General features: G+C 74.1%; 28 protein-coding genes. 11 read left to right on the top strand and 17 right to left on the bottom strand.

Features of this window, described 5'->3' with window-relative positions:
- The first annotated feature begins 5 nt into the window (after nt 1-5).
- The 5 genes from ACYVJ4_RS02570 to ACYVJ4_RS02590 all read left to right on the top strand — a co-directional run bounded on the left by ACYVJ4_RS02570 (nt 6) and on the right by ACYVJ4_RS02590 (nt 3,549).
- Nucleotides 6-365 (top strand): cupin domain-containing protein, encoded by a 360-nt coding sequence (locus ACYVJ4_RS02570; RefSeq protein ID WP_460458539.1) that lies wholly within the window; start codon nt 6-8, stop codon nt 363-365.
- Nucleotides 362-781, top strand: a complete 420-nt coding sequence (locus ACYVJ4_RS02575; RefSeq protein WP_460458540.1) for a YidH family protein — start codon at nt 362-364, stop codon at nt 779-781. The genes ACYVJ4_RS02570 and ACYVJ4_RS02575 overlap by 4 nt, the downstream gene beginning before the upstream one ends.
- 72 nt (nt 782-853) lie before the next feature.
- Nucleotides 854-1,969, top strand: a complete 1,116-nt coding sequence (locus ACYVJ4_RS02580) for an adenosine deaminase (protein WP_460458605.1) — start codon at nt 854-856, stop codon at nt 1,967-1,969.
- Nucleotides 1,970-2,296: 327 nt separating this feature from the next.
- Entirely contained in the window at nt 2,297-2,977 is a 681-nt protein-coding gene (locus ACYVJ4_RS02585; RefSeq protein WP_460458541.1) for a hypothetical protein, read from the top strand.
- Between the two features lie 8 nt (nt 2,978-2,985).
- Nucleotides 2,986-3,549: a signal peptidase I gene (locus ACYVJ4_RS02590; protein WP_460458542.1), complete on the top strand. Its 564-nt coding sequence runs from the start codon at nt 2,986-2,988 to the stop codon at nt 3,547-3,549.
- Here the strand turns inward: ACYVJ4_RS02590 and ACYVJ4_RS02595 are convergent.
- Nucleotides 3,535-4,161 carry a uridine kinase family protein gene (locus ACYVJ4_RS02595; RefSeq protein ID WP_460458543.1) on the bottom strand — a complete coding sequence of 209 codons (627 nt, stop codon included), beginning with the start codon at nt 4,159-4,161 and terminating at the stop codon, nt 3,535-3,537. The two genes, ACYVJ4_RS02590 and ACYVJ4_RS02595, sit on opposite strands and share 15 nt — an antisense overlap.
- A gap of 67 nt (nt 4,162-4,228) precedes the next feature.
- Here ACYVJ4_RS02595 and ACYVJ4_RS02600 point away from each other — a divergent pair, with 67 nt between their 5' ends.
- Together ACYVJ4_RS02600 and ACYVJ4_RS02605 are read left to right on the top strand one after the other, a co-directional pair.
- Nucleotides 4,229-4,576, top strand: a complete 348-nt coding sequence (locus ACYVJ4_RS02600; RefSeq protein WP_460458544.1) for a hypothetical protein — start codon at nt 4,229-4,231, stop codon at nt 4,574-4,576.
- 48 nt (nt 4,577-4,624) lie between these two features.
- Nucleotides 4,625-5,827: an MFS transporter gene (locus ACYVJ4_RS02605; protein WP_460458545.1), complete on the top strand. Its 1,203-nt coding sequence runs from the start codon at nt 4,625-4,627 to the stop codon at nt 5,825-5,827.
- On the opposite strand, the gene ACYVJ4_RS02610 is transcribed toward ACYVJ4_RS02605, so the two are convergent.
- Nucleotides 5,824-6,351, bottom strand: a complete 528-nt coding sequence (locus tag ACYVJ4_RS02610; protein ID WP_460458546.1) for a dimethylsulfonioproprionate lyase family protein — start codon at nt 6,349-6,351, stop codon at nt 5,824-5,826. The genes ACYVJ4_RS02605 and ACYVJ4_RS02610 overlap by 4 nt on opposite strands.
- Nucleotides 6,352-6,422: 71 nt before the next feature.
- Between ACYVJ4_RS02610 and ACYVJ4_RS02615 the strand changes: the two genes are divergently transcribed.
- Entirely contained in the window at nt 6,423-7,085 is a 663-nt protein-coding gene (locus ACYVJ4_RS02615; protein WP_460458547.1) for a TetR/AcrR family transcriptional regulator, read from the top strand.
- A gap of 15 nt (nt 7,086-7,100) precedes the next feature.
- Here the strand turns inward: ACYVJ4_RS02615 and ACYVJ4_RS02620 are convergent, their stop codons facing one another.
- Genes ACYVJ4_RS02620 through deoC form a run of 5 tightly spaced genes read right to left on the bottom strand, consistent with a single transcriptional unit; the run spans nt 7,101 to nt 11,995 of the window.
- Complete coding sequence (locus tag ACYVJ4_RS02620; protein ID WP_460458548.1) at nt 7,101-7,907, bottom strand: DUF1684 domain-containing protein; 807 nt, start codon at nt 7,905-7,907, stop codon at nt 7,101-7,103.
- Complete coding sequence (locus ACYVJ4_RS02625) at nt 7,904-8,680, bottom strand: GNAT family N-acetyltransferase (RefSeq protein ID WP_460458549.1); 777 nt, start codon at nt 8,678-8,680, stop codon at nt 7,904-7,906. The genes ACYVJ4_RS02620 and ACYVJ4_RS02625 overlap by 4 nt, the downstream gene beginning before the upstream one ends.
- Nucleotides 8,677-9,576 carry an aldehyde dehydrogenase family protein gene (locus tag ACYVJ4_RS02630; protein WP_460458550.1) on the bottom strand — a complete coding sequence of 300 codons (900 nt, stop codon included), beginning with the start codon at nt 9,574-9,576 and terminating at the stop codon, nt 8,677-8,679. Before ACYVJ4_RS02630 ends, ACYVJ4_RS02625 begins: the two co-directional genes overlap by 4 nt.
- Complete coding sequence (locus ACYVJ4_RS02635) at nt 9,566-11,002, bottom strand: aldehyde dehydrogenase family protein (protein ID WP_460458551.1); 1,437 nt, start codon at nt 11,000-11,002, stop codon at nt 9,566-9,568. Before ACYVJ4_RS02635 ends, ACYVJ4_RS02630 begins: the two co-directional genes overlap by 11 nt.
- Nucleotides 11,003-11,017: 15 nt before the next feature.
- Entirely contained in the window at nt 11,018-11,995 is a 978-nt protein-coding gene (gene deoC / locus ACYVJ4_RS02640; RefSeq protein WP_460458606.1) for a deoxyribose-phosphate aldolase, read from the bottom strand.
- A gap of 98 nt (nt 11,996-12,093) precedes the next feature.
- On the opposite strand from deoC, the gene ACYVJ4_RS02645 reads away from it, so the two are divergent.
- Both ACYVJ4_RS02645 and ACYVJ4_RS02650 read left to right on the top strand, forming a co-directional pair.
- Nucleotides 12,094-12,330 (top strand): antitoxin, encoded by a 237-nt coding sequence (locus tag ACYVJ4_RS02645; protein WP_460458552.1) that lies wholly within the window; start codon nt 12,094-12,096, stop codon nt 12,328-12,330.
- Nucleotides 12,327-12,728 carry a TA system VapC family ribonuclease toxin gene (locus ACYVJ4_RS02650; protein ID WP_460458553.1) on the top strand — a complete coding sequence of 134 codons (402 nt, stop codon included), beginning with the start codon at nt 12,327-12,329 and terminating at the stop codon, nt 12,726-12,728. The genes ACYVJ4_RS02645 and ACYVJ4_RS02650 overlap by 4 nt, the downstream gene beginning before the upstream one ends.
- On the opposite strand, the gene ACYVJ4_RS02655 is transcribed toward ACYVJ4_RS02650, so the two are convergent.
- The 9 genes from ACYVJ4_RS02655 to ACYVJ4_RS02695 all read right to left on the bottom strand — a co-directional run bounded on the left by ACYVJ4_RS02655 (nt 12,718) and on the right by ACYVJ4_RS02695 (nt 21,148).
- On the bottom strand, nt 12,718-13,257 hold the full coding sequence (locus ACYVJ4_RS02655; RefSeq protein ID WP_460458554.1) for a GNAT family N-acetyltransferase: 540 nt from the start codon (nt 13,255-13,257) through the stop codon (nt 12,718-12,720). The two genes, ACYVJ4_RS02650 and ACYVJ4_RS02655, sit on opposite strands and share 11 nt — an antisense overlap.
- Nucleotides 13,254-14,939 (bottom strand): phospho-sugar mutase, encoded by a 1,686-nt coding sequence (locus tag ACYVJ4_RS02660; protein WP_460458555.1) that lies wholly within the window; start codon nt 14,937-14,939, stop codon nt 13,254-13,256. Before ACYVJ4_RS02660 ends, ACYVJ4_RS02655 begins: the two co-directional genes overlap by 4 nt.
- Entirely contained in the window at nt 14,939-15,793 is an 855-nt protein-coding gene (locus tag ACYVJ4_RS02665) for a purine-nucleoside phosphorylase (protein WP_460458556.1), read from the bottom strand. Before ACYVJ4_RS02665 ends, ACYVJ4_RS02660 begins: the two co-directional genes overlap by 1 nt.
- Nucleotides 15,790-16,881 carry an ABC transporter ATP-binding protein gene (locus tag ACYVJ4_RS02670; RefSeq protein ID WP_460458557.1) on the bottom strand — a complete coding sequence of 364 codons (1,092 nt, stop codon included), beginning with the start codon at nt 16,879-16,881 and terminating at the stop codon, nt 15,790-15,792. Before ACYVJ4_RS02670 ends, ACYVJ4_RS02665 begins: the two co-directional genes overlap by 4 nt.
- Nucleotides 16,878-17,720: an ABC transporter permease gene (locus tag ACYVJ4_RS02675; protein ID WP_460458558.1), complete on the bottom strand. Its 843-nt coding sequence runs from the start codon at nt 17,718-17,720 to the stop codon at nt 16,878-16,880. The genes ACYVJ4_RS02670 and ACYVJ4_RS02675 overlap by 4 nt, the downstream gene beginning before the upstream one ends.
- Nucleotides 17,720-18,601: an ABC transporter permease gene (locus ACYVJ4_RS02680; protein WP_460458559.1), complete on the bottom strand. Its 882-nt coding sequence runs from the start codon at nt 18,599-18,601 to the stop codon at nt 17,720-17,722. The genes ACYVJ4_RS02675 and ACYVJ4_RS02680 overlap by 1 nt, the downstream gene beginning before the upstream one ends.
- Nucleotides 18,602-18,608: 7 nt before the next feature.
- The gene (locus tag ACYVJ4_RS02685) at nt 18,609-19,739 is read right to left on the bottom strand and encodes an ABC transporter substrate-binding protein (protein ID WP_460458560.1); all 1,131 of its coding nucleotides are present in this window, start codon (nt 19,737-19,739) and stop codon (nt 18,609-18,611) included.
- Between the two features lie 126 nt (nt 19,740-19,865).
- Nucleotides 19,866-20,702, bottom strand: coding sequence for a UbiA family prenyltransferase (locus ACYVJ4_RS02690; protein WP_460458561.1), 837 nt, complete (start codon nt 20,700-20,702; stop codon nt 19,866-19,868).
- Nucleotides 20,699-21,148, bottom strand: a complete 450-nt coding sequence (locus ACYVJ4_RS02695) for a gamma-glutamylcyclotransferase family protein (RefSeq protein WP_460458562.1) — start codon at nt 21,146-21,148, stop codon at nt 20,699-20,701. Before ACYVJ4_RS02695 ends, ACYVJ4_RS02690 begins: the two co-directional genes overlap by 4 nt.
- 30 nt (nt 21,149-21,178) lie before the next feature.
- Here ACYVJ4_RS02695 and ACYVJ4_RS02700 point away from each other — a divergent pair, with 30 nt between their 5' ends.
- On the top strand, nt 21,179-22,603 hold the full coding sequence (locus ACYVJ4_RS02700; protein ID WP_460458563.1) for an NAD(P)H-quinone dehydrogenase: 1,425 nt from the start codon (nt 21,179-21,181) through the stop codon (nt 22,601-22,603).
- Between the two features lie 116 nt (nt 22,604-22,719).
- On the opposite strand, the gene ACYVJ4_RS02705 is transcribed toward ACYVJ4_RS02700, so the two are convergent.
- A complete protein-coding gene (locus ACYVJ4_RS02705; RefSeq protein ID WP_460458564.1) occupies nt 22,720-23,535 on the bottom strand; it encodes an endonuclease domain-containing protein in 816 nt (271 codons plus the stop codon).
- Nucleotides 23,536-23,649: the final 114 nt, after the last annotated feature.

Raw genomic sequence — 23,649 nt, forward strand, 5'->3', positions numbered from 1 at the left:
GCCGCATGCCGGAGCTCATCGCCTCTCCCACCCGCATCCCGGTGCCGGGCGGCAAGGTCATCGACGAGTACGTGGGCCGCGTGACGAGCAGCGAGGCCGCGGTCTCGGTCGCGCACATGACCGCGCCGCCGGGCTGGGACGAGCCCGCGCAGACGCCGGACTTCGACGAGATCACCCTGGTGCTCGCCGGCACGGTCGTCGTCGAGCACGACGACGGCGCGCTCGAGGTGCCGGCCGGCCAGGCCGTCGTCACGCGCGCGGGGGAGCGCGTGCGGTACCGCGTCGGCCCGGTCGGCGCGCAGTACGTCGCCGTGTGCCTGCCGGCCTTCGCGCCCGAGCTCGCGCACCGCGACGAGGAGGCGTGAGCGACCCCGACGTCGCACCGGCGCCAGAGGTCCCGCCGGGCGCGGGCCGTCGTCCGCGGCAGGTCTACGGCGAGGGCACCGAGCCCGACCCGCGCCTCTCGCTGGCCAACGAGCGCACGGCGCTCGCCTGGGTGCGCACCGGTCTCGCGCTGGTCGCCGGCGGCGTCGGGCTGACCTCGCTGGCGAGCATCGCCGACCTGCCCGGGCTGCTGGACGTCGTCGCCGGGGTCGCGTGCCTCGCCGGCGGGGCGCTCGCGGTGCGGGCCGCGGTCGGCTGGGCGCGGGTCGAGCGGGCCATGCGGCAGGGCGAGCCGCTCCCGGCGCCGTACGCGCTGGGCGTGCTGGCGGTGCTCGTGTCCGTGCTCGCCCTGGTGCTGGCGGGGTACGCGGTCGGGCACGCGTTCACGCCCCGCTAGTCTTCGGCCGTGCCCACCGACGAGCCCATCGACCACCCCGCCGCACACCCCACCGCGCAGCCCGACGTCGCGATCTCCGAGCTGGTGCAGCAGGCGCCCAAGGTGCTGCTGCACGACCACCTGGACGGCGGCCTGCGCCCGGCGACGATCATCGACATCGCGCGCGAGACCGGGTACGACGCGCTGCCCGCGGACGACGCCGCGTCGCTGGGGGCGTGGTTCCGCGCCTCGGCCGACTCCGGCTCGCTCGAGCGCTACCTCGAGACGTTCGCGCACACCGTCGGCGTGATGCAGACCCGCGAGGCGCTCGTGCGCGTCGCCAGCGAGTGCGCCCAGGACCTCGCGGCCGACGGCGTCGTGTACGCCGAGGTGCGCTTCGCGCCCGAGCAGCACCTGCTGGCCGGGCTGTCGCTCACCGAGGTCGTGGAGGCGGTGCTCGCCGGCTTCCGCGAGGGCGAGGAGCGTGCTGCGGCCGCCGGGCACCGGATCCGCGTGGGCACGCTCGTCACGGCCATGCGGCACGCGGCCAACGGGCGCGAGATCGCCCGGCTGGCCGTGCAGTACCGCGACCTCGGCGTCGTGGGCTTCGACATCGCCGGCGCCGAGGCGGGCTTCCCTCCCACCCGCCACCTGGACGCCTTCGAGTACCTGCGCCGCGAGAACGCGCACTTCACGATCCACGCCGGCGAGGCGTTCGGCCTGCCCAGCATCTGGGAGGCGATCCAGTGGTGCGGCGCCGACCGTCTCGGCCACGGCGTGCGGATCGTCGACGACGTCCGGGTCGGCTCGCGCCCGTACGGCACCGACCCCGAGGCCGACGCCAACGCCCGGCTCGAGGACGTCTCGCTCGGCCGCCTCGCGGCCTACGTGCGCGACCAGCGCATCCCGCTCGAGATGTGCCCGTCGTCCAACGTGCAGACCGGTGCGGCGCCGTCCGTGGCGGCGCACCCGATCGGCCTGCTGTCGCGCCTGCGCTTCCGCGTCACCGTCAACACCGACAACCGGTTGATGAGCGGGACGTCGATGCCGCGCGAGATGCAGCTGCTCGTCGACGAGCTCGGCTGGACCGCGACCGACCTGCGCTGGGTGACGGTGAACGCGATGAAGAGCGCGTTCATCCCGTTCGACGAGCGGCTCGCGCTGATCGAGGACGTCATCAAGCCGGCGTACGCGGCGCTCGGCGCCTGACCCGTCCCCGACCGTGATCTTGTCACCACCGGGTGGCAAGATCGTTGGGGCTGCACGACAGTTGCTGTCTACCAGAGATCGGACGGCGACGTCCGGCAGATCGGTGCAGATGGCCCGTCTCGCAACGGAAATGGCTAGATCACCTCGCTGAAGATGGGCCGGACGAGCCATTCAGCCGGCTCCCAGGATGCGGAAGGGTCGTCCTCGGTCGCCGGACCAGCCGGCGGCCGAGCGAGGCGAAGACCCACGACGACGTGAACTGGTCGCCCAGTCGCGTGGCGAGCCAGTGGCGAAACCGGCGCTCCGGATTCCACGAGGGGAACCAGAGTGAGCAAGCGGGGCATTCTCAAGATCAGCGGGTTCGTCGGCACCGTCGGGGCGGGCGCCGCGCTCGTCGCCGCTGCTGCCGGGGGCACGGGCGCGTGGTTCACCGACAGCAAGGACGGCAGCTTCACGGCGAGCAGCGGGCACCTGACGCTGAACACCACCGACCGCACGCTGTCGTTCAACGAGCTCGTCCCGGGGGAGTACAAGACCCGCACGATCGACTACAACGTCGACGCGTCGGGCCAGAGCGACGTCTGGCTGGTCTTCGACCAGGCCAACCCGGGCGTGGCGGCGTTCACCGGCTCCAAGGACGGCGGCGCGGACGGCGGCCTCGGCCGCTACGGGCACTTCGAGGTGTGGAACGGCGGCCAGCAGCTGTTCACCTCGTACAACCTGCAGCACAAGGGAACCTCGGGCGTCGGCGACTCGTGCGGCGTGGACGCTGACGGCCACGGCGGCAGCAACCAGCAGGCCACCAGCCCGACCGACACCCCGCCGTACTGCGGCGTGCCCTACGCCATCAAGATCGCGTCGAACCTGAGCTCCGGCCAGGGCGGCACGATGAGCATGGTGTTCGGCGTCACAGGCAAGTGGAGGGCGCAGAACACGCCGGTCGCGAGCGTGCCGTTCAAGGTCGTGGCGACCCAGGCCGGCCACCGGCCGGACGCCGCCAACTTCTGACGGTCCCGGTGGGGGTCGGCCAGCCGGTCGGCCCCCACCACCCCTTCCTGCTGGAGGTCCTCGTGCGCCTGCTCGGTCGGCTCGTCGCCGTGGCTGCCGCCGCCGCGGTGCTCGCGGGCGCCGTCGTGGCAGGAGTCGCGTGGCACCAGGGTTGGCGGATCTACGCCGTGCGCACCGGGTCGATGGACCCGACCTTCCCGGTGGGCGCGCTGGTCGTCGACGCGCCGGCCCGCGGCGCCCTGCCCCCGGTGGGCGAGGTCGTGACGTTCGAGACGACGCAGGGCGTCGTGACCCACCGCGTGCACGAGCAGGTGCCCGGCGGTGTCCGCACCCAGGGCGACGCGAACGCCTCGCCCGACGCCTGGACGGTCGCGCCGCGGCACGTGGTGGGCGTCGTCCGGTTCGGGGTGCCCCGCGCCGGCTACCTGCTGGTCTTCCTGCGCCAGCCGACGGGGGTGCCGTCGCTGGTGGTGCTGATGCTGTCGGTGGCGCTGGCCTGGAGCGTGTTCTTCCCCGCTCAGGCGTCGGGCTCGGCGGGGCGACCGGTCGCCCGGCTGTCACGAGCTGGTTGACGCACCCGTTCCGGCGAGAAGTGCGCGGATGCGGGTCTCGGCCTGCGCGACGGTGCAGGGCACGGCGCCCAGCGCGACCTGCCGCGCGACGATCGCCGGCTCGGCCGCGCGCAGCGCCCACCCGCGTCGCACCAGCGTCAGCGGTGGCTTGCGCGACTCGCGCAGGTCGCGGGCGAGCCGGCGCGCGAAGGTGACGACCGGGCGGTGGGTCAGGGTGATGGCGTCGGCCAGCACCCCGGCGTCCCGCAGCGGCCCGATCGTCTCGGCCGCGAAGATGCCCTCGGCGACGACGACGGGCGAGCTCCCGGCGTCCAGCTCGTGGTGGCCGACCGCGCGCGAGGTCGGGATGTCGTAGTCGGGGACGTCGACCCGACCGGTGCGGCACAGCTCGACCGCGGCGGCCACGGCGGCCTCGAGGTCCCAGGAGGCGGGGTCGTCCCAGTCGACGATGCCGAACCGCATCGGCAGCCGCGGGTCGTCGCCGTCGCAGTAGAAGTCGTCGAGCCGCAGCACCGGCAGGCCGAGGCGCCGGGCGAGGTGGGACTTGCCGCTGCCCGACGGGCCGGCGAGGACGACGAGGCGCGTCACGGGCGGGCGAGGGGACTCGGGCACGAGGGGTGATTCTCGCAGACCCGGCACGGGGGTGGCGCACGGCGGGGGACAGGCGCAGCATGGAGGCATGGGCATCGGCGCCCGGACCGGGCCGCTGGCACGACGCGCAGGCCGCGCCGCGCTGCACGCCGTCGGCGTGCGCCGGGTGCTGCCGCCGGACCCCGCGGTCGAGCAGCTGCACGACCTGCGGGCGTCGCTGCACCGGCTGGACGTCGAGATCGCGCGCCTGCGGGCCTGCGACCCGCGCACGCCCGCGCTCTACCACCGCCTGCTGTCGGCCACGCTGGCCTACGACGCGGTGCTGCGGGACGCCTGTCGCATGCTCGGCGTGGAGCCGCCGCAGACGCCGCCGTTCAACCCGGTCGACCGGCTCGCGGCCGAGGCCGGGCTGGCCGCCGCGGGGCTGCGCTGGTGAGCTGACGGGCCTGTCGGCGCTGTCGGCGCCGCGCCCTACGGTGGGCGCGTGAGGGACTGGTGGCAGCGCACGGCAGGGGGTCTGCCCCGCCCGTTCTGGGTGCTGTTCGCCGGCACCGTGGTCAACCGGGTCGGGCAGTTCGTCGAGCCGTTCCTGGCGCTGTACCTCGTCGGCGGCCGTCACGTCGACGTCGGCACCGCCGGGACGATGGTGTCGTGCTTCGGCGCCGGGGCGATGGCCTCGCAGCCGCTCGGCGGCTGGCTGGCCGACCGGTACGGACGACGTCCGACGCTGGTCGGCGGGCTGCTGGCCACCGCGGTCGGCATGGGGGCGCTCGGCCTGGCCCGTCCGCTCCCGCTGATCGCCGTGTGCGCGCTGCTGCTGGGCCTGGCGATCGACGTCTACCGCCCGGCGGCGAGCGCCGCCGTGGCCGAGATCGTCGCGCCCGCCGACCGACCGCGGGCGTTCGGCCTCATGTACTGGGCGGTCAACCTCGGCGTCTCGGTCAGCGGCGTGGTGGGCGGCCTGCTCGCCGAGCGCGGCTGGTGGCTGCTGTTCGCCCTGGACGCCGTGACCTGCCTGCTGTTCGCGGTGCTGGTCGCGCGCGGCGTGCCCGAGTCGCGCGCGGCTCCCGAGCCGGGGGCGTCCGGCGGCTACGGCGAGGTCCTGCGCGACCGGTTGCTGCTGGCGCTCACCGCGCTGACGCTGGTGGGGGCCTGCGTCTACATGCAGGCGTACGTCGCGCTGCCCCTGGCCATGCGCGGCGACGGCCTCTCGCCGGCGGCCTACGGGCTGGCGTACGCGGTCAACCCCGTCGTCATCATCGCGTTGCAGCCGTTGACCTTCCCGGCGCTGCGCACGCTGCCGCAGGTGCCGCTCTACGTCGGGTCGATCCTCGTGCTGGGTGTGGGGTTCTTCCTCACCGGTTTCGCCCACACGCTGGTGGCCTACGGCGCCACGGTGGCGGTCTGGACGGTCGGCGAGATCGGCTTCAACGCCGTCGCGCCGTCCATCGTCAACGCCATCTCGCCCGACCACCTGCGCGGGCGGTACAACGGGATGATCGGGCTGGCGTACGGCGCCAGCGCGCTGGTCGGCCCGGTGGCCGGCGCGCACGCGCTCGAGGCCGGGCGCTGGGTGGTGTGGGGCGGCGCTCTCGTGCTGTCGCTCGTGGCTGCCGCGGTGGGGGCGGCGATCGGGCCGGCGCTGGTGCGCCGCGGCGCCGACAGCACGGCGGCCGTGGCGGCCTAGGCCGGGATCGGCGGCCCGACCACCCGCAGGCCGTAGCGCGGGCCGACCTCGTTCCAGCGGCTGATCTCGACGTCCATCGGCAGGCCGTCGGCGCCCGGCAGCCGGTGCTCGGTCGCCGGCACCCCCACCTCGTCGTACAGGCCGAGCAGCGCGCCGGGCACCGTGAGCCCGACGAACCGCACCGGGGCCTCGCCGGTGACGCGGAAGGCGTGCGGCACGGCCTTCGGCAGGTACACGAAGTCGCCGGCGCCGAGGTGGAAGGTCTCGTCGCCCGCGCGGTAGGTCATGGTGCCCTCGAGCAGGTAGAACGCCTCGGACTCGTGGGTGTGCACGTGCAGCGGCGTGGCCGTGCCGGGCGGTTGCAGCACCACCGACACCCCGAGCTCGCCGTCGCTCTCGGACGCGGCCAGCAGGCTCTCGAACAGCGAGCCCATGGCCCAGGTGCCCCGGCCGGTGCCGGCGGCCCGGAAGACCGGCGCGAGCGCGGTGGCGGGGCTGTGGGTGGACTGGTCGACGGACCCCATGCGGCACCTCCGGCGCCTCGACGGCAATTCATCCGAATGACGTTCTGCCGAATACGGGTAGGCTAGGACGCGTGACGCGACCGGTCAAGACCCGCACCTACCGCTCCCCGCAGCGGGCCGAGCAGGCTGCCGGCACCCGCCGGGCGGTGCTGCAGGCGGCGCACGCCCGGTTCACGGCCGACGGCTACGCCGGGACGACGGTCGCGCAGGTCGCGCGCGACGCCGGCGTGGCCGTCGACACCGTGTACGCGGCGGTCGGGCGCAAGCCGCAGCTGGTCCTCGCCCTGGTGGACGAGGCGCTGGCCGGCCACGACCCGGGCCGGCCCGCCGACGTCCCGACCGCGTCGGCCGAGCGCGACTACGTGCGCGAGATGCAGGCCGCCCCCGACGCGCGCTCCAAGCTGGCGGTCTACGCGGCGGCCATCGCCGCGCGCCACCAGCGGGTCGTGCCGCTCGTCGCCGTGCTGCGCCAGGCCGCCGCGAGCGACCCCGCGGCGGCCGAGGTGCTGGCGGGCCTGGGCGAGCGGCGCGCGGCGAACATGCGGCTGCTGGCCCGCGACCTGCGGTCGACGGGCGAGGTGCGGCCCGACCTGGACGACGACCGGGTGGCCGACCTGGTGTGGTCGACGAACGCCCCGGAGTTCTACGAGCTGCTCACCGCCCGTGGCCTCGGCCCGGACGAGGTCGAGCGGTTGCTGCTCGACCTCTGGACGCGCGTGCTCCTCGCGCCCTGAGCGGGCGCGGGCGGGTCAGGCCGGTGGCGCCCAGCGCACGCGGGCCTCGCCGCCCTCGACGGCGACGTCGAGGGAGTTGCCCGGCGGCGGCAGCGGGCAGACGAAGTGGTCGCTGAACGCGCACGGCGGCAGGAAGACCTGGTTGAGGTCGGCGACGGTGCGGCTCTCGCCGTCCGGCGGCGGGAAGTTCAGGAACCGGAAGGGGTAGGCCGTGCCGCCGGCCGCGCGGTCGCCCGTGCGGTCGCGGAACACGGCCTGCAGGACGCCGTCGTCCGGGTCGCGCTCGACGGCCAGCCGCACGGTCGTGCCGGCGAGCTCGAAGGCCACCACGCCACCGATCGGCAGCGTGCGCCGCACGCCGTCGACGCTGTCGACCGGCACGACCTGCTCGGTCTCGTACGGCTCGAAGGTGGCGGGACGCTCGAGCGCCGGGTCGTACGGGAACGTCTCGACGCCGTCGAAACCGCTGCGGCGGTGGGCATCCGGGTCGTAGACGCGGACGCCGAGGACGCCCTCGCGGTCGACCAGCACCAGCTGCAGCCGACCCGCGACGACCGGCGTGGGCTCGCCGAGGAGGTCGCTCACCACCTCGACCGTGCCGTCGAGCGGCGCGCCGTCGACGACCACGCTGTCGCGAGCCGCGGCGGTGAGCGTGGCGCGCGGCGGGCTCGACCCCTCGACCGCCCGCCAGGTGCCGGGCACGCCGTCGAGCACCAGCTCGTCCTCGAGCCAGTGCGTGCCGGTCAGCGCCAGGGCGCCGCGCGGCCCGACGAGCCGGGCCAGGCGCGCCGCGTGCCAGGCGCGGTGCTCCTGCTCGCTCATGACGCCACCTGCTCGGACGGCGACCGCGTGGCCACCGTCGTGGCCGGGCCTCGGACCTCGAAACCGATGCGGGAGTAGAGCTCTCGCGGCCAGTCGTCGCGGTCGGCCTCGAGCCACACCAGCCCGGCGCCCGCCGCACGAGCCGCGCCCACCGCGTGGGCCACCACGTTGCGGGCGAACCCGCGGCCCTGGTGCGACGGCAGCGTCATGACCTCCTCGACCTGCGCCATCCGTTCGCCGTCCAGGTCGAGCACGCGCAGGCTGCACCACGACACCGGGTCCTCGTCGTCCAGCACGACGTGCCACGACAGGCCGCAGGCGCGCGCCGTGGCCTCGCGGCGGTCGGCGAGCTGGCGGACGCCGTCGTCGTCCAGGTCGGGCAGCGCCTCGCGCCAGTCGGCCAGCACGGCCGGCCGGACGACGGACCAGGGCACCGTGCGCGCCGCGCCCGGCGAGGCGTCGGCAGGTCCGTCGAGGTGCATGAACACCGCGTGCGACGGCTGCCAGCCGGCAGCGCGCACCGCGTCGTCCGTGACGTCGTCGGGTGCGCCGGTCAGCCAGTCGACCCGGCGGTGGGCCAGCCCGGCGCCGCCCTGCACGCGCTCGGCGTCCGCCACGGCGACGTCCCAGGGCGTGGGTGCGGTCAGCAGCAGGCGGTTCTGCTCGTGCGAGACCGGGTAGACGTCGTTGACCACCGCGAGCCCGCCCGTCACCTCGGACGTCGTCGTGGCCTCGCCGCGCGAGAGCGCGACGACGAACGCCGGGACGCTCACGTGCCCTTGGGGTGCCAGACGGTCTTGGTCTCGAGGAACCGGCGCAGCCGGTCCAGGCCCGGCTCGGGGCGCCAGTCCGGCTCGACCGCCGCACCGGCCGCGTCGACCGACGGGCGCACGACCCGCTTGAGGTTGTCGGCCGCGGCGACCTCGAGGTCGGGCCAGGCGAGGCCCTCGGCCTCCGCGGCGCCCGCGAGGTCGATCGCGTTGACGTCCATGTGCGAGGCCAGCCACGGAGCGATCTCGGCCGTGCGGCCGGTCAGCACGTTGACCACACCGCCCGGCACGTCGGACGTCGCGAGCACCTCGCCCAGCGACACGGCCGGCAGTGGTCGGCGCTCGCTGGCCACGACCACGACGGTGTTGCCGGTGACGATCGCCGGTGCGACGACCGACACCAGGCCGAGCAGCGACGAGCGCTGCGGCGCCAGCACCGCGACGACGCCGGTGGGCTCGGGCGCGCTGATGTCGAAGAACGGGCCGGCGACCGGGTTGAGGTTGCCGAGCACCTGCGCGACCTTGTCCGACCACCCCGCGTACCAGACCCAGCGGTCGATCGCGGCGTCGACGACCTTCTCGGCGCGGGCGCGCTGCAGGCCCTCGCCGCGCAAGACCTCGTCGACGAACTGCGCGCGCCGGCCCTCGAGCAGCTCGGCCACGCGGTACAGCACCTGGCCGCGGTTGTAGGCGGTGGCCGACGACCACTTGCCCACCGCGCCCCGGGCCGCGACGACGGCGTCGCGCGCGTCCTTGCGCGAGCCCTGCGCCGCGTTGGCCAGGAAGCGGCCTCGGCTGTCGGTGACCTCGTACGAGCGGCCGGACTCGCTGCGCGGGAAGGCCCCGCCGACGTAGAGCTTGTAGGTCTTGCGGACCTCGAGCCGGGTGTCAGTGGGCAAGGTAGGCCTCCAGGCCGTGGCGGCCGCCCTCGCGGCCGTAACCGGACTCCTTGTACCCGCCGAAGGGCGAGCTGGGGTCGAACTTGTTGAACGTGTTGGCCCACACCACGCCGGCGCGCAGCCGGTCGGCGGTCCACAGGATGCGCGAGCCCTTGTCGGTCCAGATGCCGGCCGACAGCCCGTACGGCGTGTTGTTGGCCTTGGCCACGGCCTCGTCGGGCGTGCGGAAGGTCAGCACCGACAGCACCGGGCCGAACACCTCCTCCTGCGCGATGCGGTGGGTGTTCGAGACGCCGGTGAAGACCGTGGGGGCGAACCAGAAGCCGTTGCCCGGCAGGTCGCAGGCCGGCGACCAGCGCTCGGCACCTTCGTCCTCGCCGACCTGTGCCAGCTCGGTGATGCGGGCGAGCTGCTCGGCCGAGTTGATGGCACCGACGTCGGTGTTCTTGTCGAGCGGGTCGCCCACGCGCAGCGTCGACAGCCGGCGCTTGAGCCGCTCGACGACCTCGTCGGCGACGTTCTCCTGCACCAGCAGCCGCGAGCCCGCGCAGCAGACGTGGCCCTGGTTGAAGAAGATGCCGGTGACGATGCCCTCGACGGCCTGGTCGACCGGCGCGTCGTCGTACACGATGTTGGCGCCCTTGCCGCCGAGCTCGAGGGTGACCTTCTTGCGGCTGCCGGCCACGGCCCGCGCGATGCGCTTGCCGACCTCGGTCGAGCCGGTGAAGGCCACCTTGTCGACGTCCGGGTGCTCGACCACCGCACGGCCGGTCTCGCCGGCCCCGGTGACGATGTTCACCACGCCGGCCGGCAGGTCGGCCTGCTGGCAGATCTCCGCGAACAGCAACGCCGTCAGCGGCGTGGTCTCGGCCGGCTTGAGCACCACGGTGTTGCCGCACGCGAGCGCGGGCGCGATCTTCCAGGCCAGCATCAGCAGCGGGAAGTTCCACGGGATGACCTGACCCGCGACGCCGAGCGCCTTCGGGTCGGGCCCGAGCCCGGCGTGGTCGAGCTTGTCGGCCCAGCCGGCGTAGTAGAAGAACCACGCGGCCGCCTGCGGGACGTCGACGTCGCGGCTCTCCTTGATCGGCTTGCCGTTGTCGAGCGACTCCAGGACGGCGAGCTCGCGCGAGCGCTCCTGGATGATCCGCGCGATGCGGAACAGGTACTTGCCGCGCTCGGCGCCGGACAGCCTCGACCAGACCCGGTCGTACGCGCGGCGGGCGGCGCGGACGGCGCGGTCGACGTCCGCGGCGTCGCCCTCGGCGACCTCGGCCAGCACCTCCTCGGTGCTCGGGCTGACCGTCTTGAACGACGCGCCGGACGACGGGTCGCCGAACTCGCCGTCGATGAACAGGCCGTAGGACGGCTGCAGGTCGACGACGGAGCGCGACTCCGGTGCGGGGGCGTACTCGAAGGTGGGCATCGTGATCAGATCCGCTCAGTCCAGGGTGACGTAGTCGGGGCCGGAGTAGCGGCCGGTGGCGAGCTTCTGGCGCTGCAGCAGCAGGTCGTTGAGCAGCGTCGAGGCGCCGAACCGGAACCAGTCCGGGTCCATCCAGTCGTCGCCGGCCGTCTCGCTGACGACGACGAGGTACTTCAGCGCGTCCTTGCTGGTGCGGATGCCGCCGGCGGGCTTGACGCCGACCTGCCGACCGCCGGCCAGCCGGAAGTCGCGCACCGCCTCGAGCATCAGCAGCGTGACGGGCAGGGTGGCCGCGGGCTGCACCTTGCCGGTGCTGGTCTTGATGAAGTCGCCGCCCGCCAGCATGGCGAGCCACGACGCGCGCCGGACGTTGTCGTAGGTGCTGAGCTCGCCGGTCTCGAGGATGACCTTCAGGTGCGCCTCGCGGCCGTCGGTCGCCGTGCAGGCGGCCTTGGTCTCGGCGATCTCCTCGAAGACCTGCAGGTAGCGGCCGGACAGGAACGCCCCGCGGTCGATCACCATGTCGATCTCGTCGGCGCCGGCCTCGACGGCGTCGCGGGTGTCGGCGAGCTTGACGGCCCGGCTGGCGCGACCGCTCGGGAACGCCGTGGCGACCGCCGCGACGTGGATGCCGGTGCCGCGCAGCGCGTCGACGGCGACGTCGACCAGGTCGTTGTAGACGCAGACCGCGGCGACCTTGGGGCACGACGGGTCGCTCGGGTCGGGGTGGGCCGCCTTGGCGCACAGGGTGCGGACCTTGCCGGGGGTGTCGGCGCCCTCGAGCGTCGTGAGGTCGATCATGCCGATCGCGGTGTCGATGCCCCAGGCCTTGGACGTCGTCTTGATCGACCGCGTGCCGAGGGCCGCCGCGCGGGCCTCGAGGCCGACCTGGTCGACGCCGGGAAGGCCGTGCAGGAACCGGCGGAGCGCGGCGTCGGACAGCGAGTCGATGCCGGCGATCGCGGCGAGATCAGCCTGCGCCGTCGCAGGCACGGTGGAGGTGCTCACCGGAGACAGGTTAGTCCAGGTCGGGCGCAGCGTCCGACGCCGGTAGCATCATGTCATCATGATGGCGATGCTATGATGCGTTGATGCGTACGACGATCGACCTCCCGGACGACCTGCACCGAGCCGCGCGAGCGATCGCGCACGACCGGCACCAGTCGCTCAGCAGCGTGGTCGCCGAGATCATGCGGCGAGGACTGCAGCAGGAGCCGACCGACCCGTCGCCTCGCGAGTCGTCGTCCCGTCACGGGTTCCCGACGTTCGAGGCGACGGGACATCCGATCACGGCAGACGACGTCCGGGCGCTGGACGACGACGCATGACGCAGCTGCTCGACGGCAACGTGCTGGTCGCGCTCTCGCTACCGGACCACGTGCACCACGCCGCGGCGGACCGGTGGTGGGGCGAGCGCTCCGACCCGGCTTTCGCCACCTGTCCGATCACGCAGGGCGCCCTGGTGCGCATCGCCGTGCTCCAAGGTCGCAGCGCGGTGGCCGGCCAGCGCCTGCTGGCGCGCATCTGCGCCCAGCCCGGGCACGAGTTCTGGCCTGACGACCTGGGGTACCAGCAGGTGACGATGCACGGGGTGATCGGTCACCGGCAGGTCACCGACGCCTACCTGGCCGAGCTGGCCCTCCGGCGCAGCGCCCGGCTGGTGACGTTGGACGCCGGGCTGGCTGCCCTGCACCCGGACGTCGCGGAGCTCGTCGTCACGGCGTGACCGGAGCGTCCTTCTCGAGGTCGATCCAGCAGCGGCGCATGGCGACCTGCTCGTCGCTCGCCTGCGACAGCCGCTCGAAGACCCCGCCGCAGCGCTCGATCACCGCGGCCGAACCGGTGTTGGACGGCTCGCACGTGACCATGACGCGGGTCAGCCCGACCGATCGCGCGACGTCCAGCGCCTGGCGCAGCATCTCGCTCGCGTACCCGCGCCGGCGCGAGCCCGGCCGTACGCCGTAGCCGATGTGGCCGCCGTGCTCGGCCAGCCAGTCGTTGAGGCCGTGCCGCACCGAGATCCGCCCCACCACCTCGCCGTCGACGTCGGCCACGAGGAACGACGCCGGCACCCAGCCCTCGCGCACGTCCTCGCCGCGCGAGACCCGGTCGAGGCGGGCCACGTAGTCGGCCCAGGGCTCGCCCTCGCGGGTGTCGAGCAGGAACTCGAAGTGGTCGGCGAGCAGCTCCTCGTGGGCCCGGCGCGCGGCGGCCTCGTCGTCCACCCGCAGGGGACGCAGCACCAGCGAGCTCACAGCCCGACCGCCGCCGCGACGTCGGCACGCAGCGCGGCGAGCCGCTCGGCCGCCACGGCCCGGGCCGCCGCGCCGTCCGAGCCGGTGACCGGCTCGACGACCTCGAGGTAGGCCTTGAGCTTGGGCTCCGTGCCGCTCGGCCGCACGATCACGCGGCTGCCGTCGGCGGTGTACCAGCGCAGCCCGTCGGTGGGCGGCAGCTCGGCCGAGCCGGTCGCGAGGTCGTCGCGCCGCTCGACGGCCGCGCCCGCCAGCTCGGCCGGGGGCTCGGCCCGCAGCCGCGCCATGGCGTCGGTGATGAGCGAGAGGTCCTCGACGCGCACGCTGTGCTGGCCGGTGAGGTGCACCCCGGTGGCGGCGGCGAGGTCGTCGAGCTCGTCCAGCAGGGTGCGCCCCTCGGCCTTCAGCGTCGCGGCCAGCTCGGCCACGAGCAGGGCGGCGCTGACGCCGTCCTTGTCGCGCACTCGGGCGGGGTCGACGCAGTAGCCGAGCGCCTCCTCGTAGCCGTACCGCAGGCCGGGCACGCGGCTGATCCACTTGAAGCCGGTGAGGGTCTCGACGTGGCGCACGCCGTGAGCCGCGCACACCGCGGCCAGCTGCCGCCCGCTGACGACCGAGTTCGCCATCACCGTGCCCTCGGGCACGCCGCCGTCGGCCTCGAGCCGGCGCACGACGTAGGCGCCGAGCAGCACGCCCACCTCGTCGCCGCCGAGCATCCGCCACCCGCCGTCGGCCGCCGGGTCGGGCACCGCGACGGCGCACCGGTCGGCGTCCGGGTCGTTGGCGAGGACGACGTCGGCCTGCTGCTCGCGGGCGGCGTCGAGCGCGGCGTCGATCGCGCCGGCCTCCTCGGGGTTGGGGAAGGCGACCGTCGGGAAGTCGGGGTCGGGGTCGCCCTGGCTGGGCACGACGTACGGCGCCGCGAAACCGGCGCGCTGCAGGGCGCCGACGAGCACGTCGCGACCCACGCCGTGCAGGGGCGTGTGCACGACCCGCAGGTCGCGGGGGGAGTCCGGCCGGACGACGGCCGCGACCGCGTCGAGGTAGGACTCCAGCACGTCGTCGCCGAGCGTCGTCCAGCCGTCGTCGGCGCGCGGCACGGACTGCACCGTCGGCACCGCTGCGATGGCGGCCGCGATGCCGGCGTCGGCCGGCGGCACGATCTGGCTGCCGTCGCCAAGGTAGACCTTGTAGCCGTTGTCCTGCGGCGGGTTGTGGCTCGCGGTGACCATCACGCCGGCGTCGACGCCGAGGTGCCGGATCGCGAAGGCCAGCACCGGGGTCGGCAGCGGGCGCGGCAGCACGAAGGCCTCGCCGCCCGCGGCGGTGACGACGGCCGCGGTGTCGCGTGCGAAGTCGTCGCTGCGGTGGCGGGCGTCGAAGCCGACGACCACGCGCGGCGGTCGGCCGTTCTCGGCGGCGAGGTAGGCGGTGAGGCCTGCGGCCGCACGGATCACGACCGCGCGGTTCATCCGGTTCGGGCCGGCCGCGATGGCTCCGCGCAGCCCGGCGGTGCCGAACTCGAGCGTGCCGTCGAAGCGGTCGGCCAGCTCGGCCAGCGCCTCCAGGTCGCCGCCGCGCACCCGTGCGACCAGGTCGTCGAGCTCGGCCCGCGTGGCGTCGTCCGGGTCGTCGTCGCGCCAGAGCACCGCCCGCGCGAGCAGCTCGTCGTCGACCGCCATCAGATCCGCCGGACGACGTCGGCGAGCATCCGCCCGCAGCGCTCGGCGGCGGCGCGGCCGGCCTCGAGCACCTCGGCGTGGTCGAGCGGCTGGTCGCTGATGCCCGCCGCCAGGTTGGTCACGAGCGAGATGCCGAGCACCTCCAAGCCCGCGTGCCGCGCCGCGATCGCCTCCAGCGTCGTCGACATGCCGACCAGGTGGCCGCCGAGCACCTTGGCCATCTGCACCTCGGCCGGCGTCTCGTAGTGCGGGCCGGGGAACTGCACGTACACGCCCTCGTCGAGGTCGGGCTCGACCTCGCGGCACAGCGCGCGCAGCCGGCTGCTGTACAGATCGGTGAGGTCGACGAAGGTCGCACCCTCGAGCGGCGAGGTGGCGGTGAGGTTGAGGTGGTCGCTGATCAGCACCGGAGTGCCGGGGGTCCACGCGGGGCTCAGGCCGCCGCACCCGTTCGTCAGCACGACCGTCGAGCAGCCGGCGCGGGCCGCTGTCCGGACGCCGTGCACGACCGCCCGCACGCCCTTGCCCTCGTAGTAGTGGGTGCGCGAGCCGAAGACCAGCGCCCGCCGGTCGGTGTCGCCGATGCGCACCGAGCGGATCACGCCGTGGTGGCCGGCGACGGCGGCGGCGCTGAAGCCCGGCAGGTCGGTCGTCGCGATCTCGGCGAGCGTCTCGCCCAGCAGGTCGCCGGCCGGCGCCCAGCCCGAGCCGAGCACGAGCGCGACGTCGTGGTGCGCGGCCCCGGTCAGCTCGGCCAGCCGGGTCGCGGCGGCCTGCGCGACGTCGAACGGGTCGGTGCGCGGGTCGGACAGGTCCGGCGGGGCGGTCGGGGGCGTCGCGTCAGGCGTGGTCACGGCGAGGACGATACGCGGCTGCGCTCGACCGCGAGCGCAGGTACCGGACGCACGGTCAGGGTCACGCGCGTGCCCGGGGCCAGCGCCTCGACGTCGCGGGTCGGCACCTGCGCGAGGACGACGCCGCCGTCCGGCGTGCGCACCTGCACCCGGCCGAGCGAGCCGAGGAAGCTGGCCGCGGCGATCTCGCCGGTCCCCGCCGGGTCGGCCGTGACCGCGACGGACTCGGGTCGCACCAGCACCGTCACGTCGCCGGACGTCGGCGAGCCCGGCAGCAGCGGGACGTCGGCGCCCAGCACGCGGGCCTGCTGACCGCTGGCCACGCCGTCGACCCGGTTGGTGAGCCCGACGAAGTCGGCCACGAAGGGCGTCGCGGGCCGCGCGTAGACCTCGTCGGGGGCTGCGATCTGCTCGAGCCGGCCGGCCCGCATCACACCCACGCGGTCGGCGACGGCGAGCGCCTCCTCCTGGTCGTGCGTGACGAACAGCGTGGTGGTGCCGATCTCGAGCTGGATCCGCCGGATCTCGTCCCGCAGCTGCACGCGCACCTTGGCGTCGAGCGCCGACAGCGGCTCGTCGAGCAGCAGCACGCGCGGGCGGATCGCGAGCGCCCGGGCCAGCGCGACGCGTTGCTGCTGGCCGCCGGACATCTGGTGGGCGTAGCGGTCGGCCTGCGCGGCCAGGCCCACCAGCTCGAGCATCTCGCCGGCCCGCTGGCGCCGGTCGGCGGCGGACGCGCCGCGCAGCTGCAGCCCGAACGCGACGTTGTCGCGGGCGGTCATGTGCGGGAAGAGGCTGTAGGCCTGGAAGACCATCCCCATGTCGCGCTTGTTCGCGGGCACCGCGGTGACGTCCTGGTCGCCGACGACGATGCGCCCCTCGTCGGCGTCCTCGAGCCCGGCGAGCAGGCGCAGCGCGGTGGTCTTGCCGCAGCCGGAGGGGCCGAGCAGCGCGACGAGCTCGCCGGGTGCGAGGTCCAGGTCGAAGCCGTCGAGCGCGTGGACGCCGCCGTAGTGGCGGTGCAGGCCCTCGAGCCGCACCGGGACGCCGGTGCGGACCGCACCGCTCGCGTCGGACGTGGTGGTCACTCGACCTCCTGGGTGGTGGCGGGTGCGACGCCCACGACGGCCGGGCGGCGACGGCCGCCGGCGAGCGAGAGGACGACGAGGAGCACGAAGCACAGCAGCAGCGCGGCCAGCGACACCGCGACGGACATGGACGGCGTGCGCTGGCTGAGCTGGAAGATGCCGACCTGCAGGTTGTTGCGGCTCATCAGCGAGGCGATCGTGTACTCGCCCAGCACCAACGCCACCGACAGGAACGACGCCGACATCAGCGCGGTGCGGATGTTGGGCGTGATGACCGACCAGAAGACCCGCGGCCAGCTGGCGCCCAGGCCGCGCGCGGCTTCGGACAGCGTGCGGACGTCGATCGCGCTCAGGCCGGCGTCGATCGCGCGGTACGCGTACGGCAGCACCAGCACGGTGTAGGCGAGGAAGAGCCAGACGCTGGACGGCCCGACGAAGTAGGTCACCCACGCGTACACCGGCGCCAGGCCGACGACCAGCACGATGGCGGGGATCGTCAGCGGCAGCAGGCAGAGGAACTCCATCGGACGACGCAGCCGCGGCAGCCGCAGCCGCACCCAGGTCATCGTGGGCACGAGCAGCACCAGCATCAGCAGCACGGTGAGGACGACGAGCGCGGCCGACAGCTTCACGCCGTCCACGAACGTCGGGTAGTCGCGGCCGAGCTGGCGCACGTGCACGAGCTGGGCCCAGGTCTCGCCGGTGACGCCGTGCGGCGAGGAGGTGCTGAAGACGAGCATCGCCCACAGCGGCAGGGCGAAGAAGAACCCGGCGACGAGCAGCACGGCCCAGCGCAGCCGGCGCTGGGCGCGGGCCCGACGACGTCCGGTGCTGGCCATCAGCCCAGCCACCGCTCGGCCCGGCGCTGCAACCAGGCGTACCCCGTCATGACGACCGCGACGATCACGACCATCTCGAGGGCGAGCGCCTTGGCGACGTTCTGCCGGCCCAGCACGACCTCGCTGCCGATGGCGTTGCCGATCTGCAGCGGCAGGATGAACGTGCTCTGCGCGTTGAGCGCGGCCGCGGTGGCGTAGGCCGAGAGCGCGTTGGCGAACAGCAGCAGCGCCGAGCTGAGGAACGCCGGCAGCAGCAGCGGTCCGGCGATGCGGCGCCAGTACTGCCACGTGGTGCCGCCGAGCGACTCGGCCGCCTCGCGCCACTGGGGGCGCAGACCGTCGATCGAGGGCAGGAAGACGATGACCATCAACGGGATCTGGAAGTACAGGTAGACCAGCACGAAGCCGCTGAGGCCGTAGAGCCACGAGGTGTCGGCCTCGGTGCCGAGGTGGTCGCGCAGCAGCGTGGGCACCAGGCCGGACAGGCCGAGCGTGGCGATCCACGCGAAGGCCAGCATGACGCCGCCGAACTGCGCCAGGACGCCGGACGCCGCGCTCACCGTCCGGCGCAGGATCCCTTGCGGCGCAGCGGTCGAGACGGCGTAGGCGACCACTGCGCCGACCGCCGCGCCGATCAAGGCCGTGACGCCCGAGAGCACCACGCTGTTGAGCAGCGCCCGCCGGATGTCGGCGTTGCCGAGCTCGCGGACGTTGTCGAGCGTCGGCACGCCGTCGTCCGAGAGGAACGCCTGCACGACCACCACGACCGTGGGGACGACGAGGAACACCGCCACGAAGGCGAAGAAGGGGAGCGTGCCGAGCGCGGCACCCGCCGTCCGGCGACGGGTGCCGCGAGCACGTCCCGCAGGGACGGTCGTCACCGCCGGATCAGCCCATCACCTTCTGCCAGTTGGCGTTCAGGTAGTCGGTGATCTTCGTGCGCTGGGCCTCGGTGATGAAGACCGGGGTGCCGCTGACCTTCGGCAGGGCGTCGTAGGCGGCCTTGTCGATGGTGCCGGCCTGCGACATCTCCTCGCCGCGCACCGGGCGGGCGCCGCCCTTGAGCCAGAGGTTCTGGCCCTCGTCGGAGTACAGGTACTCCTGCCACAGGCGCGCGGCGGCCGGGTGCGGCGCGTCCTTGTTGATGGCCTGCACGTAGTAGGCGCCGTTGACCGCGCCCTCGGGGATGACCGACTTCCAGTCGACCTTGCCCTGCAGCGCCCTCGTCTGGCCCGCGTTGTTGTAGTCCCAGTCGATGACGACGGCGGTCTGGCCGGACTGGATCGTGGCCGGGGTGGGGTCGACGGGCACCAGGTTGCCGGCGTCCTTGAGCTTCTTGAAGTACTGGACGCCGGGCGCGACGTCGTCGGCCGAGCCGCCGTTGCCGAGGGACGCCGCGACGACGCCTGCGAAGGCCGCGCCGGCCTTGGTGGGGTTGCCGTTCAGGGCGACCTTGCCCTTGTACTCGGGCTTGAGCAGGTCGGCGAAGCTGGTCGGCGCGGGCACCTTGCCGGCGTCGTAGCCGATCGAGATGTAGCCGCCGTAGTCGTTGACCCACGTGCCGTTCGCGTCCTTGAGCTCGGCCGGGATCTTGTCGAAGTTCTGCACCTTGTACGGCGCGTACAGGTCGGTGTTGGCGAGCGCCACCGCGGTGCCGAGGTCGAAGACGTCCGGCGCGGTGCTCTGGCCCTTGAGGTTCTTGGCGGTCGAGATCTCGGTGGCGCTGTCGGCGTCCGGCTGCGCGGAGCTGACCTTGATGCCGTACTTGGCGGTGAAGCCCGCGATGATCTCGCCGTAGTTGGCCCAGTCCGGCGGCAGCGCGATGACGTTGAGCGTGCCTTCCTTCTTGGCCGCGGTGACGAGGGCGTCGAGGCCCCCGAGGTCCTGGGCGCTGGTCGCCGTGGACGCCTTCTTGGTGTCGCCGGTCGCAGCCTTCTCCGGTGGCGCGCAGGACGCCACGGCAAGGGTCGAGGCCCCGATGGCCAGGACGACGGTGGCGCGCAGTGAACGGGTTCGCACGATCAGCCTCCTCGTCAGCACGGCGGAGAAGACGTGGTCGTCTGCCCGGCCGAGCGCAGGCTATCCCCCCGGGTGTCGGGCGGCCCAGGGCCCGGACGACGTCGTGATGAAGCCGGGATGAACGGCTCAGCCGAGGCGGGCGCCCGAGGCGAGCAGGAGGACGACGGCCGCGGCCGCCACGACCGCGGTGGCGACCAGGGGCGTGAGCCGCCCCCGCCCCCGGGCGCCGGTGACCGCAGCCGTGGCCGCGGCCACCACCGCGACGCCCAGGACGACGAGGGCGGCAGGGGCGGTGCGGCCCGGTGGCGCGAGGGCGACCAACGCGGCGGCCGTGACCAGCACGCTGGCCGCACCCACCGCAGAACCCTTGCGCCCCAAGCGGTGCGGGAACCCTCGGATGCCCGTGGCGTGGTCGTCGTCGAGGTCGGGGAGGACGTTGACCAGGTGCGCACCGATGCCGAGGAGGGCACCGGCGGCGACCAGCCACCACGGCGCGAGGTGGTGACCGGGAAGGGCCAGCACGACGACGTCCGGCAGCAGCCCGAAGCTCACGGCGAACGGCACCCACGACCACGGCGTCGACTTCAGGCCGAGGTCGTACGCCCAGGCCGACGCGACGGCGACGACGTGGGCCACCCCGGCCCGGACGCCGAGCGTCAACGACAGCGGGACGCTCGCCGTGAGCGCCGTCAGCGCCGCGACCCGGACCACCTCGCGCCCGACCTGCCCCGTGGCGACCGGTTTGTCGCTGCGCCCGACGGTCGCGTCGCGGTCGGCGTCCAGCCAGTCGTTGGCCCAGCCGACCGAGAGCTGGCCTACGAGGAACGCGACCACGACGAGCGCGGTCGTGGTGGCGGTCGCACCGGCCGTGACGGCGAGCAGCCCGGCCAGCGCGGTGACGGCCAGCGCCGGGCCCGGGTGGCAGGCCAGCGCGAGCCCGCGGACCGCCGTCCGGCCGCTCACCCGATGGAGCGGCAGGGACGCCCGCGCAGGTCGGCCACGTAGTCGTCGGGCGCGCCGGCGGCCTCGGCCGCGTCGGCGATCTCGCCCAGGTAGCTCGCGGTGGGCAGCCCGCCCTCGTAGCCGTCGACGACGTACGCCCACGCCATCTCGTCGCCGTCCAGGGTGTGCACCCGCACGCGCACCTTGCGGTACGTGCCGAGCCCGGCGCCCTCCCAGTCGTCGAGCGTCGCCTCGTCGGCCGGCGTGATGTCGTACAGCGCCACGTAGACCTGGGTGCCGGCGTCCTCGACGATCGTGGCAAGCGCGCCCTGCCAGCTGATGTCCTCGCCGCCGAAGGTCAGCCGCCAGCCGCTGAGCCAGCCGGTGCCGCACGGCGGGGAGTGCGGTGCCCGTTCGCCCATGCGGCGCGAGTCCAGGTTGCTGCCGTAGGCGGCGTACAGGGGCATGGCCCTCAGGTTAGGGGACCGGGTGGTTGGATGGACGCCGTGAGCAGCGAGCGGGCAGCGCAGCGGGTCGTGGTCGTCGGGGGAGGTCCCGGCGGCTACGAGAGCGCGCTCGTGGCGGCCCATCTCGGGGCCGAGGTCACGGTGGTCGACCGCGACGGCCTGGGCGGTGCGGCGGTGCTCACCGACTGCGTGCCGAGCAAGACGTTGATCTCGACGTCCGACTTCATGTCGCGCTTCTTCGCGGCGGCCGGGCTCGGCGTCCGGCTGGCCGAGTCGCCCGAGCCGGGCGAGGTCGCGCGCGCCGACCTGCGCGTCGTGAACGAGCGGGTCAAGGCGCTCGCGCGGGCGCAGAGCGACGACATCGGGGCACGGCTCGCGCGCGACGGCGTCACGGTCGTGCGCGGCCGCGGACGGCTCGACGGGCCGGAGCGCGTGGTCGTGACGCCGGCGGACGGCGGGGCCGAGCAGGTGCTGGACGCCGACGTCGTGCTCGTGTCGACGGGGGCGCGGCCGCGCGAGCTGGAGTCGGCCCTCCCGGACGGCGAGCGGATCCTGACCTGGCAGCAGGTGTACGACCTGCCCGAGCTGCCCGAGCACGTCGTGGTCGTCGGGTCGGGCGTCACCGGCGCGGAGTTCGCCCACGCCTACCTGGGGCTCGGGTGCGAGGTCACGCTCGTGTCGTCGCGCGACCGCGTGCTGCCCGGCGAGGACGCCGACGCCGCAGCCGTGATCGAGGACGTCTTCACCCGCCGCGGCATGAACGTGCTGGGACGCTCGCGGGCGCAGTCGGTGCAGCGGCAGGGCGCGGGCGTGCTGGTGACTCTCACCGACGGACGGACCGTGGCGGCCTCGCACTGCGTCATGGCGGTGGGCTCCGTGCCGAACACCGAGGACCTCGGTCTGGAGGCGGCGGGGGTGGCCCTGTCGTCGTCCGGGCACATCGAGGTCGACGGCGTCTCGCGGACGACGGCGCGCGGGGTCTACGGGGCGGGCGACTGCACCGGGGTGCTGCCGCTCGCGTCGGTCGCCGCCATGCAGGGACGGATCGCGATGTCGCACGCGCTCGGGGACGCGGTGCAGCCCCTGAACCTGCGGGCCGTGGCGGCCAACATCTTCACCGACCCCGAGATCGCGACCGTGGGCTGGTCGGCGCCGGCGCTGGAGGAGGCGGGGATCGCCTTCGAGCAGGTCATGCTGCCGCTGGCCACCAACCCGCGGGCCAAGATGCAGAACGTGCGGGACGGCTTCGTCAAGCTCTTCTCGCGCACCGGCACCGGCATCGTGATGGGCGGCGTCGTGGTGGCGCCGCGGGCCTCCGAGCTCGTCTTCCCGGTGGCGCTCGCGGTGCAGACCAAGCTCACCGTCGACCAGGTCGCCGCGTCGTTCACGGTCTACCCCTCGATGTCCGGCTCCATCGCCGAGGCCGCCCGCCAGCTCCACACCCGCCCCTCCTGACCCCTCGCCGCCCGACCGCACGCATCCGCCACCCGTCGCGTCAGGGCACCTTCTTGGGACTTCGCCCTTCCGGGAGCTCTGCGAGGGCGAAATGCCAAGAAGGTGCCCTGAGGGATTCAGGCGGACGCGCGCAGACGTGCAGCTCGGACGACGGCCACCAACTGGGCCGGGTCGCGCAGGAGGTCAGCCGTCACGTGCACCACGGTCCATCCTGCATCTCCCAGGGCGTTGAGCCGTGCGCGATCGCGCTGCAGCTGGCCGCGCAGCGCGTGCCAGGCGCCGTCGTACTCGACCGCGACCTGGTGGTCGACGTCCGCCAGGTCGCTCCGTGCGATCAGCCGTCCTCGGTGCCAGATCTCGTGCTGAGGTACCAGGTGGATGCCAGCCAGCGCGAGGTGGACGCGCACGGCTGATTCCTGCCTCGACTCCGCGCGGGGATCGCCAAGAGCGACGGCGGCTCGCACCGCCACCACGTCGTTGTCGTGGCTGCCGTGGAGCCAGTGACTCAGCTCCGCCAGGTCGACGCCGCCACCGCGGGCGTAGAGGTCGAGGTTCCCCACGGCCTCGGCGAGTGGACGCCGCGCCGCCAGGTCGAACGCCGTGACGAGAGGGCTGGCGAGTGGGAGGCCGTCGACGTGCGACACCGACACCGGGTGCACCGAAGTCCGGACGACGAGTCCGACGCGCTTCCGTACCGGGGTCGCAGGGCCAACCCGGACCAGCACGTCGTCGTCCGGTCGGGCGAGGTCGTGCCCACGGACCGCTGCCGCCGAGACGCCGCTGATGGCAGCACCCTCCGGCAGCACCAGTGCGGCCGCTTCGCACTTGAGCCGATGGGTCAGGGGCACCCAGGCCGGGCGGTAGACACCCTGGATGACACGGACGACGAGGGGCCCTCGCAGCTGCTTGGGTGACAACGCGCCGGCCGACACCGCATCTGCTCCTCGGAAGACGCGAGGAAGTTCCGAGCCGTTGGGTCGTCGTCGAGTCACCATGCCGCAGCGTGTGCCGCCGGACTGCTCGCCTTCAACGGCACCACGCCGTGC

The organism is Angustibacter peucedani, assembly GCF_054779595.1.

Excerpts from the sequence above, each read along its gene's own strand:
- ACYVJ4_RS02570 (WP_460458539.1), top strand. The coding sequence starts at position 6 with ATGCCGGAGCTCATCGCCTCTCCCACCCGCATCCCGGTGCCGGGCGGC.
- ACYVJ4_RS02600 (WP_460458544.1), top strand. The coding sequence starts at position 4,229 with ATGGGCATCGGCGCCCGGACCGGGCCGCTGGCACGACGCGCAGGCCGC.
- ACYVJ4_RS02610 (WP_460458546.1), bottom strand. The coding sequence starts at position 6,351 with ATGGGGTCCGTCGACCAGTCCACCCACAGCCCCGCCACCGCGCTCGCG.
- ACYVJ4_RS02620 (WP_460458548.1), bottom strand. The coding sequence starts at position 7,907 with ATGAGCGAGCAGGAGCACCGCGCCTGGCACGCGGCGCGCCTGGCCCGG.
- ACYVJ4_RS02635 (WP_460458551.1), bottom strand. The coding sequence starts at position 11,002 with ATGCCCACCTTCGAGTACGCCCCCGCACCGGAGTCGCGCTCCGTCGTC.
- ACYVJ4_RS02645 (WP_460458552.1), top strand. The coding sequence starts at position 12,094 with ATGCGTACGACGATCGACCTCCCGGACGACCTGCACCGAGCCGCGCGA.
- ACYVJ4_RS02650 (WP_460458553.1), top strand. The coding sequence starts at position 12,327 with ATGACGCAGCTGCTCGACGGCAACGTGCTGGTCGCGCTCTCGCTACCG.
- ACYVJ4_RS02660 (WP_460458555.1), bottom strand. The coding sequence starts at position 14,939 with ATGGCGGTCGACGACGAGCTGCTCGCGCGGGCGGTGCTCTGGCGCGAC.
- ACYVJ4_RS02675 (WP_460458558.1), bottom strand. The coding sequence starts at position 17,720 with ATGGCCAGCACCGGACGTCGTCGGGCCCGCGCCCAGCGCCGGCTGCGC.
- ACYVJ4_RS02695 (WP_460458562.1), bottom strand. The coding sequence starts at position 21,148 with ATGCCCCTGTACGCCGCCTACGGCAGCAACCTGGACTCGCGCCGCATG.
- ACYVJ4_RS02700 (WP_460458563.1), top strand. The coding sequence starts at position 21,179 with ATGGACGCCGTGAGCAGCGAGCGGGCAGCGCAGCGGGTCGTGGTCGTC.